The organism is Kocuria palustris, assembly GCF_016907795.1.
Classification (GTDB): domain Bacteria; phylum Actinomycetota; class Actinomycetes; order Actinomycetales; family Micrococcaceae; genus Kocuria; species Kocuria palustris.
In genome coordinates, this window is the sequence record NZ_JAFBCR010000001.1 from 341,678 (window position 1) to 355,376 (window position 13,699).

Genomic DNA, 13,699 nt, shown 5'->3' on the forward strand with positions numbered 1-13,699 from the left:
GTTCGGGGCGCTTCTCATGTCCTGGGACAACTGTGCGCGGAGGGGTGTTGAGTCTCAATACCTCGTCACCACATGTCTCAATACCCCAGCAACACCACCGGACCCACGATGAGACATGACCCGTCGCCGCCAGATCATCACCGCCGTGACCACCGGAACCCTCACCCAAGCCCAAGCAGCACGGGCCTACGGCGTCTCACCCTCGATGGTTTCCAAGCTATTGAGACAGTGGGCCCGCGAAGGCACAGCCGCCTACTACACCAAGCCCTCCACACCCCACGGACACCCCGCAGCCACCCCACCAGCCACGATCCGCGCGATCACCGCCCTGCGCACCGAGCTCACCACCCAAGGCCTCGACGCCGGCCCGGCCACCATCGCCGCGACCCTGGCCACCACCCGACCCGAGCTGCCCATCCCCTCCCGAGCCACGATCGCCCGGATCCTGCAGCGCGAAGGACTCATCACCGCCGAACCCCGCAAGCGTCCCAAGTCCTCGCTGCACCGCTTCGAAGCCGACCTGCCCAACTCCTGCTGGCAATCCGACTTCACCCACACCGCCCTGACCCCACCAGCGCCCCCAGCTCCGGCAACACCACCTCGACCCTCAGCGCAGGCCTGGCGCGAGCACGACGTGGAGATCATCACCTGGCTGGATGACTACTCCCGCATGGCCTTGCACATCTCGGCTCACCAGCGCATCACCGGCGCGATCGTGGTCGAGACCTTCACCGCCACCACCAAGATCTACGGGCCCCCGGCCTCGACCCTGACCGACAACGGGCTGGTCTACACTGCCCGCTACCGCGGCGGAGTCAACGCCTTCGAGAAGCTGCTGCGCTCCCGCAGCATCGAACAGCGCAACGGCCGCGGAGGCCACCCGCAGACCCAGGGCAAAGTCGAGCGCTTCCAGCAGACCCTGAAGAAGTGGCTGGCAGCCCAGCCCCCACCAGCAGACCTGCCGGGCCTGCAGGCCCTGCTCGATCAGTTCCGCGAGATCTACAACACTCAGCGGATCCACTCAGCGAAGAAGACCACCCCGTACGCCGCCTACATCGCCGCACCGAAGGACACCCCAGGGCCCCTGGCACCGGCCACGACCCGGTTCCGCACCGACAAGATCGACGCCACGGGCAAAGTCACGCTGCGCTACGACGGCCAGCTCTTCCACATCGGCATCGGCCGAGCCCACGCCCGAACCCACGTCGTTCTGATCGTTGAGGACCGCGAGATCACCATCGTGGCCAAGGCCACCGGAGAGATCCTCCGCGAGCTCACCCTGGACCCCACGCGGAAGTACCAGCCACAACGAAAAACACCCCGAACCTGAGGGTTCGGGGTGTTTCCGATGTACTGAGACATCACACTGTGCGCGGAGGGGGACTTGAACCCCCACCCTCTAATACGAGGACTAGCACCTCAAGCTAGCGCGTCTGCCTATTCCGCCACCCGCGCGGGTGACTCCAACGTCCTGCCAGGAAACGGCCGGGTCGCTGAGCAACGCGGACAACCTTAGCACAGCCAGCAGCCCGACGTGGTCCGCCGGCGGACGACGCGGTGATGGCGCAGCTGGACTACGGAGACGACTCGGATGCGATGGCGACGCCATGAACGCCCTCGAGGGGACGCATCCGCCGGATTCCAGGCCGGCGGTCTCAAGGGGCTATCGCAACACCTGTGATGAGTTCGGTCAGCTTCTCATGCGGTGTCGCCCACCCCAGGGTCTGACGAGGCCGCCCATTGAGCAGGTCCTGTGTCTCGGCGAGGTCCTCATCCGTGATCTCGTTGAAGTTCGTGCGCTTGGGATAGAAGTCCCGGATCAGCCCGTTCGTGTTCTCGTTCGTGCCCCGCTGCCAGGGCGAATGCGGATCACAGAAGAACACCTTGCAGTCGGTGGCCATCGTGAAGCGGGCGTGCTGGGCCATCTCTGTGCCCTGATCCCAGGTGATCGTGCGCAGCAACATGGCCGGCAGGGCCTGGATCATTCGCTGCAGAACCTCGATCACCGTCGTGCTGTCTCGCACCCCGGGCAGCCGCCCCAGCAGCACGTAGCGGGTCGAGCGCTCCACCAGGGTCACGATCCCGGACTGGGCCGGGCCCACCACCAGATCGCCTTCCCAGTGCCCGGGCACCGCCCGGTCCTCGACTTCGGGCGGGCGATCCGTGATCCGGGCTCCGTCGAGCCAGGGACGGTTCGTGCGCCGGGGCAGCTTCGAGACCGGCTTGCGGGTCGTGCGCCCGGAACGCAGGGCCTTCACGACCGCCAGCTCGTGCCGCAGCCCGGTCTTTCCCTGGACGTAGAGCGCCTGATAGATCGTCTCGTGCGACACCTGCATCTCCTCCTGACCGGGAAAGTCCTGCTTCAACCGGGCCGAGATCTGAACCGGTGACCAGCGATGACTCAGCCCGGCCACGACCTCAGCACGCAGCCTCGGATTGGACTCCAGTCTGCCCGGGCGCGGTCGTCGTCGTGCGCTGCGCGCCTGATAGTGCGCGAGGCGGGCGTCGTACTCGTCCTTGCCCCAGAACCTGGTGCGGTGAGCTCGGATCTCTCGAGAGATCGTGGAAGGACTCACCCCGAGCTCCCGGGCGATCCGACGGATCGACAACGGCTCGGGCAGAGTCCTGGCCGCGTGGATGTAAGACCGATCCGAGAAGGTCAGACGCCGGTAGGCCCGGGACGGATCCACGACCGGGTCAGTCTCTGGGAATTCAACGGCAAGGCCTCCGGGAGGCCCTGGATGCAGTTCCATGCCCGCAATCCTGGCCCACCGCTTGATCGTGGTCAGGCTGTTCCCCGTCGCGTTGGCGATCTCTGGGCCGGTGCGCCCGTCGAGGAACAGGTGCAGGACTTCCTGACGGGCTTTCCAGGGGACCTTCTTGGCCAAGGCAGCCACCTCCAGCTGTGTGTGGAGGTGTTGCGCTAGCCATCTGAAGTCGCCGCCCCGAAAGGCGGCAAGTGGGTCCCCTCGACGCCGAGACCCCTGGATGCCACCCCCGACGGGACGCTTGTGCCGTCCTTCAGGCGCTGAAGGACGGCATACGAGTCCTCTCGGTGCCGGACAGGCATCCAACGTACGACGCGGCAGCAGAGGACGCCCTCGGCATCAGATCACGCCGCAGCACCGGAGCCCGCGAATGAAAGCGGGCCGCAGACTCCCCCGCGGGGAGTCGACGGCCCGCAGCGCGAAGACGATCAAGCGCGCTCGATCGCGGCCCGGTAGACCTCCAGGGTGCGCTCGGCGATGGCCTCCCAGGCGAAGTGCTCCTCGGCGCGCTTGCGCCCGGCGCGGCCCATCTCCCGGGCGCGCTCGGGATCCGAGAGGACGTCGGTCAGCGCGGCGGCGAAGTCCGAGACGAACTTCTCGGGATCCAGGGGCGTGCCGGAGCCGTCGTCGACCTGCTCGATCTCGACCAGGCGGCCGGTCTCGCCGTCCACGACCACCTCGGGGATGCCGCCGGTGGCGGTGGCCACCACGGCGGAGCCGCAGGCCATGGCCTCGAGGTTCACGATGCCCAGCGGCTCGTAGATCGACGGGCAGGCGAAGGCGGTGGCGTGGGAGAGGATCTGGATGACCTCCCGGCGCGGGAGCATCTTCTCGATCAGGACCACGCCGTCGCGGGTGGACTTGAGCTCGTCGATCAGCTGGTTGACCTCGGCACCGAGCTCGGGGGTGTCGGCGGCGCCGGCGCACAGCACGAGCTGGACGGACGGATCGAGCTGCTTCATGGCCCGCAGCAGGAAGGGCACGCCCTTCTGCCGGGTCACGCGCCCCACGAACGCCACGGACGGCCGGGACGGGTCGATCCCGTAGGTCTCCAGGACATCGGTGGACTCGTCGCGGTCCCACTGCTCGACGTCGATCCCGTTGTGCACGGTGTGCACCTTCTCGGGGTCGACCTCCGGGTAGGAGCGCAGGATGTCGCGACGCATGCCGTCCGACACGGCGATGATCGCGGAGGCGCCCATGTATGCGGTCTTCTCCACGAACGACGACAGCGCGTACCCGCCGGCCAGCTGCTCGGCCTTCCACGGGCGCAGCGGCTCGAGCGAGTGGGCTGAGACCACGTGCGGGATGCCGTGCATGAGCCCGGCCAGGTGCCCGGCGAAGTTGGCGTACCAGGTGTGGGAGTGGACCAGGTCGGCGCCGGCGATGTCGTCGACCATGGTCAGATCGGTGCCCAGCGTCTCGAGGGCGGGGTTGGCGCCCTTGAGGTCGGCGGGAACGGGGTAGGCCTTCACGGTCGCGCCGTGGAAGTCCGGGTCGCGGGGCTCGCCGAAGCAGCGGACGTTCAGGTCCACCAGCGGGGCCAGGACCCGGGACAGCTCGGCCACGTGGACGCCTGCGCCTCCGTAGATGGCGGGCGGGAATTCTTTGGAGATGATGTCGATGCGCACGTGATCGACACTACAGTCCGCCGCTCGGGCTGCCCATACACGCGCAGCAGATTCGCCCACGTCGTGCCCGCACGGAGGGGTCCGAGCGGGCACGAGCGCCGTCGCGTGACCGCAGAGCGACGAACGCGCAAATGCAAGAGCAAATTGCGGCAAGGCGGCTTCCCATCGGTCCCGATTCAGGGTTGAGTAAGCCCGGGTGCGCGGACGTGATCTGCGCCTCCTCTGGGGGCGGGGCCCCCGGGACGACGACGTCTTCACTCGAGAGGTTCCATCATGGTGCGACCGAATGTCCTTGCCATCGTTCTGGCTGGAGGCGAGGGCAAGCGCCTGATGCCGCTGACGGAGGATCGGGCCAAGCCCGCGGTGCCGTTCGGCGGCTCGTACCGCCTGATCGATTTCGCCCTGTCCAACCTCGTGAACTCCGGCTACCTGCAGGTGGTCGTGCTGACCCAGTACAAGTCGCACTCCATGGACCGCCACCTCTCGGAGACCTGGCGCCTGTCCACCCTGCTGGGCAACTACATCGCCTCGGTCCCGGCCCAGCAGCGCTCCGGCAAGGACTGGTTCCTGGGATCGGCCAACGCGATCTTCCAGTCCATGAACCTGATCGACGACGCCCGCCCCGACTACGTGGTGGTCGTGGGCGCGGATCACGTCTACCGCATGGACTTCTCCCAGATGCTGGACTTCCACATCGAGAAGGGCGTCAAGGCCACGGTGGCAGGCGTCCGCCAGCCGATGTCGCTCGTGCAGTCCTTCGGAGTGATCGAGACGGATCCGCAGGACTCCTCCCGCATCACCCAGTTCGTGGAGAAGCCCGAGACCACGCAGCCCTTGGCCGATGATCCGGGTCAGTTCCTGGCCTCGATGGGCAACTACATCTTCAGCACCGACGCCCTGGTGGAGGCCCTGCGCGAGGACGACCAGCGCGAGGACTCCAAGCACGACATGGGCGGCGACATCATGCCGTACTTCGCCGATCGCGGAGAGGCGGCGGTCTACGACTTCACGTACAACGACGTCCCCGGCTCGACCGATCGCGACCGCCAGTACTGGCGCGATGTCGGCACCCTGGACTCCTACTACGACGCCCACATGGACCTGCTGCGGCCCATGCCGATCTTCAACCTCTACAACGAGCAGTGGCGCATCTACACCCACCAGGTCGTCGCACCGCCGGCCAAGCTGGTGCGCGGGCCGTACCACGAGGGCGGCGTGGCCACGGACTCGATCCTCTCCCCCGGCGTGATCGTGGCCGGCGGACGGGTGCAGGAGTCGATCCTCTCGCCGCGCGTGCAGGTGAGCAATCACGCCCGCGTGGCCGAGTCGGTGCTGATGCACAACGTCAAGGTCGAGGACGACGCCGTCGTGGAGCGCTGCATCGTGGACAAGAACGTCGTGATCCCTCAGGGCGTGCGCGTGGGCGTGAACCCGCAGGAGGACCGCGAGCGCGGCCTCACCGTCACGGACTCCGGGATCACGGTGATCCCCAAGAACTTCACGTTCTGAGACCGCTGAACACCACGGCGCCGGCCCCCTCGCGGCAGAGGGGGCCGGCGCCGTCGTCGTGCCGGGTCGCAGAGGACCGGTCGGGGAGCAGGCCCGCCGCGGCTCAGCTGAGCCGGGTGATCTCGACCGTGACGTCGAGGGACTCGGTGGACGAGCCGCCGGTGAGCATGCCCTTCAGCGGGGGGACGTCGCGGTAGTCGCGGCCGTGGCCGACCTTGACGTGGCTGTCGTCGAGCGCCTTGTGGTTGGTGGGGTCGTAGGCGCGCCAGTCGCCGTCCCACCACTCGAGCCAGGCGTGGGACTCCCCCGCCACGGTCTGCCCGATCCCGGCGTCCTCGTCCGGGTGGATGTAGCCGGAGACGTAGCGTGCCGGGATCCCGAGCTCCCGCAGCAGCGCGATGGCCACGTGGGAGAGGTCCTGGCACACGCCCTTGGCGTCGCTCCACACGGCGTCGGCGTCGGTGTGCACGCCCGTGACGCCGGATTCGTAGGCGACCCGTTCAGCGATCCGGCGCAGGATCTCCCGGGCTGCGGCATCGGGAGTCTCGGCGGTCTCGCGCACCTGCTCGGCCACGGCCTTGAGCTCCTCGCCGGCCGCGGTCAGGGACGTGGGCGCGATGTACTCCGCCTGGGTGTCGAGCAGGTGCGGGTCCCGCAGCTGCTTCCAGCCCACCCTCTCGACGTCAGTCTCCGCAGCCGCGGAGCGGTCCACGTCCACAGTGGCCGAGGAGCGCACCTCGAGCACGGTGTGGCGGTGGGGGACGTCGAAATCGGCCACGCGGGTGCCGAAGTAGTCGACGTAGTTGTGGATCGAAGCCGACGACGGCTTCACGGCCAGCTCGGCCGTGATGACGTGCTGCTCGTCGTCGCTGACCGGGGTCATGCGCGCCTCGTTGTGCGAGCGCGAGACCGTGCCCTCGTAGGTGTAGCGGGTGATGTGATCGATCTTGAGCCTGCTCACAGGACACCTCCGAACCAGGACGCCTCCTGGGCGTGGATGAAGTACTTCTCGCTCACGGCCTTCGAGGCGCGGCTGATGGCGGACTGAACGTCGTTGAGCTGCCGAGGCAGGTGCTTCACGATGTCATCGGAGCTGTCGTACTCGAGCTCCATGAGGGCCTTGCCGATGATGCGCCGGGCCTCGCTGGACACGCCCAGGCGCCCTCCGCCGGGATCGAGGTCCGAGAGCACCTTCTCCGCCCGGCGCAGCGAGTAGATGATCGTGCGGGGGAAGAGGCGGTCGAGGACCAGGAAGCAGGTCGCGGACTCGTCGTTGAAGGAGCCGCCGCGCGAGCGCAGGAAGGCCTCGTAGGCCCCGGCGCACTCGAGGATCTCGGCCCAGGTGGCCTCCCCGGAGCCGCCCCGGGAGGAGGCGCGGGTCCACAGCAGCCGGGCGGTCATGTCCGCGCGCTCGAGCGTGACGCCCAGGGTCAGGAACTGCCAGGACTGGTCGTGGGCCATGGTCATGTCCGCCAGCCCGCGGGTCATGGAGATCCGCTCGGAGGCCCACTGGCACATGCGGAAGGTGCCCACGGTGTCCTTGCGGTGATCCGCCAGCCCGTAGTTTGTGGCGTTGAGCGTCTGCCACATGGACGAGGAGACGATCTCGCGGGCACGGCGCGCGTTCTCGCGCGCCGCTCCCACGGAGCCTGCGATCGAGGTGGTCGTCTGCGTGTTCCAGGCGAGCTCGAAGATCATGTCCTGCACGCCGGCATCGGCCTGGGGCTCCACGCCCATGATGGCCATGATCCGCCGTGCCTCCGGGCCCTGCTCGTGCTCCGGCAGCTGGGTGATGCGCTCGAGGTGGACCTCGAGGATCCGGGCCACGCCGTCGGCGCGCTCCATGTAGCGCCCGATCCAGAACAGCGATTCTGCGATGCGGCTGAGCATCAGCGCTTCCTCTCTCCCGTGGTGCGGCGGACAGCTGCAGCGTCGTCGACGACGGCCGCCTGCTGCTGCTGCTGCTCCTGCTGGCGGCGCAGGGCGGATTCGTCGAAGTCCCCGCCGTGGGCCGGTGCGGTGGCCTCCATGTCGGCCACGGTCTCGGTGGTCTCAGGATCATCCGTGGGCTCCGAGCGGTGCTGACCGACCACCCAGGTGTCCTTGGAGCCGCCGCCCTGCGAGGAGTTCACGATCAGCGAGCCCTTCTGCATGGCCACGCGCGTGAGCCCGCCGGGCAGGACGTGCATGTCGTCGCCGGAGTTCACGCAGAACGGGCGCAGGTCCACGTGCCGGGGCGAGAAGCCCTCGCCGTCGAAGGTGGGCACGGTGGACAGCTGCAGCACGGGCTGGGCGATCCAGCCGCGCGGGTCCTCGAGGATCTTGGCGCGCACGTCCTCGATCTCCTGCTCGCTGGCCAGCGGGCCGATCACGATCCCCTTGCCGCCGGAGCCGTCCACGGGCTTGACCACGAGCTCCTCGAGGTGCTCCAGCACGTAGGCGCGGGCCTCGTCCTCCTCGAGCCGGTAGGTGTCCACGTTGGGCAGGATCGGCTCCTCGTCCAGGTAGTACCGGATGAGGTCGGGGACGTAGGAGTAGACGAGCTTGTCGTCGGCCACGCCGTTGCCGATCGCGTTGGCGATGGTGACATTGCCCTGGCGCGCTGCGTTCACCAGGCCCGGGCAGCCCAGCACGGAGTCGGGGCGCAGCTGCAGCGGGTCGGTGAAGTCGTCGTCGATGCGCTTGTAGATCACATCCACGCGCTGCTCGCCCTCCGTGGTGCGCATGAAGACGCGGTCGCCGCGCACCACCAGATCGCGGCCCTCCACGAGCTCCACGCCCATGAGCCCGGCCAGCAGGGTGTGCTCGAAGTACGCCGAGTTGAACACCCCCGGCGTCAGCACGACCACGACGGCGTCGTCGCCGGGCTCCGGGGCCGTGCTCCGCAGCGCGTGCAGCAGCTGTCGCGGATACGAGTCCACGCCGAGGATCGGGGTGGAGACGAAGGCCTCCGGAAGGCCCTTCATCATGGCGCGGCGGTTCTCGATCACGTAGGAGACGCCCGAGGGCACGCGCACGTTGTCCTCCAGGACGCGGAAGACGCCCTGGTCGTCGCGCACCAGGTCGATGCCGGCCACATGGATGCGCACCCCGCCCACGGGCTGGAAGCCCCACACGCAGCGGTGAAAGTGCGAGGACGACGTGATCAGCGACCGCGGCACGATGCCGTCCGAGATCACCCGCTGCTCGCCGTAGACGTCGTCCAGGAAATGCTCGAGGGCCTTCACGCGCTGCTTCACGCCGCGCTCCACGACCTCCCATTCCTCCTGCGGGATGATCCGCGGAACGATGTCCAGCGGGAAGGGCCGCTCCTCCCCGGCGAAGTCGAACGTCACGCCGCGATCCAGGAAGGACCGGGCCATGAGCTCGTCGCGTCCGGTCACGGAGGACAGGTCGAGGCCGTCGAGGACCTCGTGCACCCGGTCGTACGGAGCGCGCACGGCCCCGGGGTCGGAGAACATCTCGTCATAGGCCGTCTGGCCAGACAGATCGTCCGGATAGCCGCTGAACAGTCTCGTCATGTCGTGGCGGTCGCTTCCTCGTCTGCGCTGGATCTGCGGCCGCGCCGCGGAGCCGGGCCCCTTGCCCGTCATGAGTGTCACACATCCGAGCACCGCCGCCCGGTTGCCCCACGGGATGACGGGCACCGGTGAGCTGTCCCTAGGATGGGTCCGTGCCGACTCCCAGCCTGACCCGTGAAGAAGCAGCCGATCGCACCGAGCGCGTGCACCCGCACCGATGCGAGGTCGACCTCGACCTCACCGGCGCCCCGGATGCCGCGCGCCGCACCTTCCCCGTGGAGGTGGCCTGGACGTTCTCCTTCGACCGGGCCGACGGCCCCGATGAGACGTTCCTGGACTTCACCGGCGAGGTCCTGGAGCTGGAGATCAACGGCCGCAGCCTCAGCGCCGAGGAGATCGCCGCCGCCTTCGCCGAGGACCGTCTGCGCCTGGAGGGCCTGCAGCCCCAGAACCGGGTGCGCGTGCGCGGCGAGGCCCTCTACTCCCGCTCCGGGGAGGGCATGCACCGATACACCGACCCGCAGGACGGCGAGGTCTATCTCTACACGCAGTACGAGCCGGCCGATGCCCACCGCGTGATGCCGTGCTTCGATCAGCCGGATCTGCGCGCCGAGTGGGTCTTCCGCCTCACCGCCCCGCAGCAGTGGGCAGCGCGCTCCAACGGCACGCCGGTCAGCACTCCGGCGCAGGACGGCTCAGCTGCGACCCGCCACGAGTTCTCCCCCACGTTGCCGATCCCGGCCTACCTGACGTCGGTGCTGGCCGGGCCGTATATCAGCGCCCAGTCCTCGTGGGAGTCCTCGGCTCCTCAGCGCCCGCAGCACCTGCCCCTGCACCTGTGGTGCCGCGCCTCGATGGCCGAGCACCTGGACGCCGAGGAGATCTTCACGATCACCCGGCAGGGCCTCGACTTCTTCACCGACCTGTTCGACATGGCGTACCCGTTCGACACCTACGAGCAGGCCTTCGTCCCCGAGTACAACCTGGGCGCCATGGAGAACCCCGGGCTGGTCACCTTCACCGAGGACTACCTCTTCCCGGACGGCGCCAGCCGCCAGCAGCTGGCGGGCCGCGCGAACACGATCCTGCACGAGATGGCGCACATGTGGTTCGGGGACCTGGTGGCCATCCACTGGTGGGAGGACCTGTGGCTGAAGGAGTCCTTCGCCGAGTTCATGGGAGCCCACGCCTCGGTCAGCGCCACGCAGTTCACCGAGGCCTGGGCGGGCTTCGCCGTGCGGCGCAAGGCCTGGGCCTACCGCCAGGACGCCCTGTCGACCACGCACCCGATCGTGGCCGACGTCCCGGACGTGGCAGCGGCCAAGCAGAACTTCGACGGCATCACCTACGCCAAGGGGGCGGCCGCCCTCAAGCAGCTCGTGGCCTTCGTGGGCCTCGAGGACTTCACGCAGGCCTGCCGGGTCTACTTCCGCCGTCACGCGTTCGGCTCCGCGCGCCTCGAGGACTTCCTGGCCGTTCTCCAGGAGTCCTCCGAGCGGGACACGGCCTCCTGGGCCCGCGACTGGCTGGCCACCACCGGAGCCACCGTCCTGCGGCTGCAGACCCACCGCGATCCCAACGGGGCCCTGGTCTCGGCCTCCCTGACCCCGGAGGGCACCGTCCACGACCCCGCCTCCGAGCGCGATCATCAGCTCGCCGTCTCCGTGTGGGGATCCGCGCAGGAGCCCCAGCGCACCGTCGAGCTCACCCTGTCCGGGCGCACGGCCCACGAGCTGCCGCATCTGGCAGGTGCCGACGGCGTGCTGGTGGTCAACGACCGCGACCTGGACTTCGCCGAGATCGTGGTCGATCAGCCCACGCGGGAGGATCAGCTGGCCCGGCTGTCGTCGATCCCGGACCCCATGGCCCGAGCCGTGGTGTGGTCCGCGCTGTGGACCGATGTCCGCCAGGCCCGCCTGGACCCGGAGGACTTCGTCGCGGCGGTGATCGAGCACCTGTTCGTCGAGTCCGACGAGGCCGTGTTCACCACGGTGCTCAGCCAGGCGGAGGAGGCCCTGGAGTCGTACCTGCCGGCACGACGCCGCCCCCAGATCCGCGGCCGGCTGATGGAGCGGGTGATCGGGCAGCTGCAGGCCGCCGAGCCCGGCTCGGACCGCCAGCGCAGCCTGGCCTCCTCCCTGGCCCGCCTCAGCCACCGCGACGGCGCCGCCCACGGCCTGACCCAGGACCTCCTCAGCGGGGAGGTCGTGATCCCCGGTCTGCACCTGGGCCCTGCCCTGCGCTGGTCCCTGCTGACCGGCCTGGTGGCCACCAACCACGCCGTGGACTCCTCGATCCTGCGCGAGTCCGAGCGCGATGCCTCCCGCATCTCCCAGATCGGCCGGGCCCGCACGAACGCGGCACGGCCCACCGCACGCGCCAAGGACCTGGCGTGGGCGGAGATCCTGGGCCACGAGCTGACCAACGACCTGCTCTCCGCCACGATCGAGGGCTTCCAGCTCGGCAGCCCGGACCTGCTGGCCCCGTACCGGACGCGCTACTTCGAGGTCATCGAGCCCGAGTGGTCCCAGCGCTCCATCGGCATGGCCACCCGCCTGGTCCGCGGCCTCTTCCCGGCCGCGGCTGACCTGTCCCCGGGGGCCGATCCCGAGCAGGATCCGATCCTGCGGCGCAGCGGGCAGTGGCTGGACGAGCACGCCCAGGCCGATCCGGCCCTGCGCCGGATCGTGATCGAGTGCCGCGACGAGCTCGCCCGGAGGCTGCGGGCCCAGGCAGCAGCCAGGCCCTGAGGCCGAAGCCCATGATGTCCCAGCCCACAGCCCCGCAATCCCCGGCTCAGCTGCCGCCTCGTGACAGACTGGCGGGACCGGGAGACCGACTGTCCCCGGCAGCAGCGGATGGCAGCGCCCGGAGCGCGCCCCAGAGGCAGAGGAAGACGATGGCCGACTACCCCCTGAACGATCGGGGATCTCTGCAGGTCGTGACCGAGAACTTCTACGACGCGGAGATCATCCGCGTCTTCGGCGACCTCCCCCTCGGCACCCCCCGCAGCTACGACGGCCCCGCCGTCCTGGTCCCCGAGCCGGACCACCCCGTGGACCCCACCACCATCACGGTGCGCATCAACGGCCAGCGGGTGGGGCACCTGGCGCCGCAGGACGCCGAGCGCTACTGGCCCTCGATCACCCGCGTGGTCGCCTCCGGCTACGACGCCGTGGCCACGGCGCACCTGAAGGCCTCCCTGGTGGCCGCCGACGACTTCACGGAGGTCGATGCCGACCTGCGCCTGGACCTGGCCGCCCCGGACCTGCTCTTCCCCCTGAACTCGGCCCCGCAGCGGGCCACCGTCCTGCCGCAGGGCTCCTCCATCAAGGTGCTCGACGAGTCGCAGCACGCCGAGTACCTGCATTCCGTCCTGCCGCGCACCGGCGAGGGCCGGGTCATGCTGACCCTGGAGGTCAACCAGGTCCGCACCCCTGCCGGCGAGCACGTGGACATCGTGGAGGTCCTGCACCAGCGCCAGGTCGTGGGACGGCTGTCCACGCAGCTGTCCGAGGTCTTCATCCCGGTGATCCGCCACGCCTTCGACCACGACCTGCTCACTGCCGCCTGGGGCACGATCCGCGGCACCTCATACGAGGTCTCGCTGACCGTGCAGGCGGCGCGCCCGGACATGATCCCGGACGAGTGGTTCGAGCGCCTCCCGCGCGAGTTCCTCCCGCTGGAGCCCGAGGCAGACAGCTACCGCGTCCCGAACGCCTACGTTCCCTCCGAGCTCGAGGCTGCGCGGCCGTCGCGCTGGCGCCGTCGCTCCGGTGGGGCCACAGGCACCGCGGAGACGACTCACGGCGCGTTCCCCGGGCTGGCCGGTCGCGGCGAGCAGGAGGACACGCAGTCCCCCAAGCGCGCCCCCAGGGCCTCGGGCCGCGGCTCGTCGCGAGCCCAGCCCTCAGGACCGCAGGCCGAGCGCCCCGGCGGCGGGCGCCAGGTCCAGGGCGGTCGTCCCGACGGCACCTTCGTGGGCCTGCTGGCGATCACCGCGGCCCTCGTGGTGCTCGGGCTGATCTTCGTGGGTCGTGAGCCGCTGGTGACCGCCCTGTGCCTGATCGTCGCCCTGGCGGCCGGTCTGATGGCCTTCTACCTGCGCTCGGTCATGCCCGGGTCCACGCGGCGCTCCGAGCAGGACAGCGCCGGGCTCGACGACGACGCGCGGCAGCAGGTCGGCACCGGGCCGGACACGCGCGATGACATCCCCACCGTCGCCGAGCCTGCGCAGCGCGACAAGACGCCGAACGAATCCTGACCAGCC

At 69.4% G+C, this 13,699-nt stretch carries 9 protein-coding genes and 1 tRNA gene; 4 read left to right on the plus strand and 6 right to left on the minus strand.

From position 1 onward, the window contains the following. The first annotated feature begins 115 nt into the window (after positions 1-115). Positions 116-1,330: an integrase core domain-containing protein gene (locus JOE55_RS01495; RefSeq protein ID WP_204781793.1), complete on the plus strand. Its 1,215-nt coding sequence runs from the start codon at positions 116-118 to the stop codon at positions 1,328-1,330. Positions 1,331-1,369: 39 nt separating this feature from the next. Here JOE55_RS01495 and JOE55_RS01500 read toward each other — a convergent pair. The 3 genes from JOE55_RS01500 to glgA form a co-directional block, all read right to left on the minus strand. After that, positions 1,370-1,455: transfer RNA gene (locus JOE55_RS01500), tRNA-Leu, on the minus strand. 200 nt (positions 1,456-1,655) lie between these two features. Beyond that, positions 1,656-2,888: an IS30 family transposase gene (locus JOE55_RS01505; RefSeq protein WP_204781794.1), complete on the minus strand. Its 1,233-nt coding sequence runs from the start codon at positions 2,886-2,888 to the stop codon at positions 1,656-1,658. A gap of 308 nt (positions 2,889-3,196) precedes the next feature. After that, positions 3,197-4,399, minus strand: coding sequence for a glycogen synthase (gene glgA, locus JOE55_RS01510; protein WP_204781795.1), 1,203 nt, complete (start codon positions 4,397-4,399; stop codon positions 3,197-3,199). Positions 4,400-4,672: 273 nt separating this feature from the next. Between glgA and glgC the strand changes: the two genes are divergently transcribed. Continuing rightward, entirely contained in the window at positions 4,673-5,908 is a 1,236-nt protein-coding gene (gene glgC, locus JOE55_RS01515) for a glucose-1-phosphate adenylyltransferase (protein ID WP_058872255.1), read from the plus strand. A 103-nt stretch (positions 5,909-6,011) separates the two neighbouring features. Here the strand turns inward: glgC and JOE55_RS01520 are convergent, their stop codons facing one another. Genes JOE55_RS01520 through JOE55_RS01530 form a run of 3 tightly spaced genes read right to left on the minus strand, consistent with a single transcriptional unit; the run spans position 6,012 to position 9,429 of the window. Continuing rightward, positions 6,012-6,869, minus strand: coding sequence for a transglutaminase N-terminal domain-containing protein (locus JOE55_RS01520; protein ID WP_204781796.1), 858 nt, complete (start codon positions 6,867-6,869; stop codon positions 6,012-6,014). Further along, complete coding sequence (locus JOE55_RS01525; protein ID WP_204781797.1) at positions 6,866-7,798, minus strand: alpha-E domain-containing protein; 933 nt, start codon at positions 7,796-7,798, stop codon at positions 6,866-6,868. Before JOE55_RS01525 ends, JOE55_RS01520 begins: the two co-directional genes overlap by 4 nt. Next, a complete protein-coding gene (locus JOE55_RS01530) occupies positions 7,798-9,429 on the minus strand; it encodes a circularly permuted type 2 ATP-grasp protein (protein WP_204781798.1) in 1,632 nt (543 codons plus the stop codon). Before JOE55_RS01530 ends, JOE55_RS01525 begins: the two co-directional genes overlap by 1 nt. A 152-nt stretch (positions 9,430-9,581) precedes the next feature. Here JOE55_RS01530 and pepN point away from each other — a divergent pair, with 152 nt between their 5' ends. Together pepN and JOE55_RS01540 are read left to right on the plus strand one after the other, a co-directional pair. Next, positions 9,582-12,179, plus strand: a complete 2,598-nt coding sequence (pepN, locus tag JOE55_RS01535; RefSeq protein WP_204781799.1) for an aminopeptidase N — start codon at positions 9,582-9,584, stop codon at positions 12,177-12,179. Between the two features lie 149 nt (positions 12,180-12,328). Then, a complete protein-coding gene (locus JOE55_RS01540) occupies positions 12,329-13,693 on the plus strand; it encodes a hypothetical protein (RefSeq protein ID WP_204781800.1) in 1,365 nt (454 codons plus the stop codon). Positions 13,694-13,699 lie beyond the last annotated feature (6 nt).

What these genes read in the sequence shown, in the direction of transcription:
- JOE55_RS01495 (WP_204781793.1), top strand. Translation starts at nt 116, where the DNA reads ATGACCCGTCGCCGCCAGATCATCACCGCCGTGACCACCGGAACCCTC.
- glgC (WP_058872255.1), top strand. Translation starts at nt 4,673, where the DNA reads ATGGTGCGACCGAATGTCCTTGCCATCGTTCTGGCTGGAGGCGAGGGC.
- JOE55_RS01525 (WP_204781797.1), bottom strand. Translation starts at nt 7,798, where the DNA reads ATGCTCAGCCGCATCGCAGAATCGCTGTTCTGGATCGGGCGCTACATG.
- JOE55_RS01530 (WP_204781798.1), bottom strand. Translation starts at nt 9,429, where the DNA reads ATGACGAGACTGTTCAGCGGCTATCCGGACGATCTGTCTGGCCAGACG.
- JOE55_RS01540 (WP_204781800.1), top strand. Translation starts at nt 12,329, where the DNA reads ATGGCCGACTACCCCCTGAACGATCGGGGATCTCTGCAGGTCGTGACC.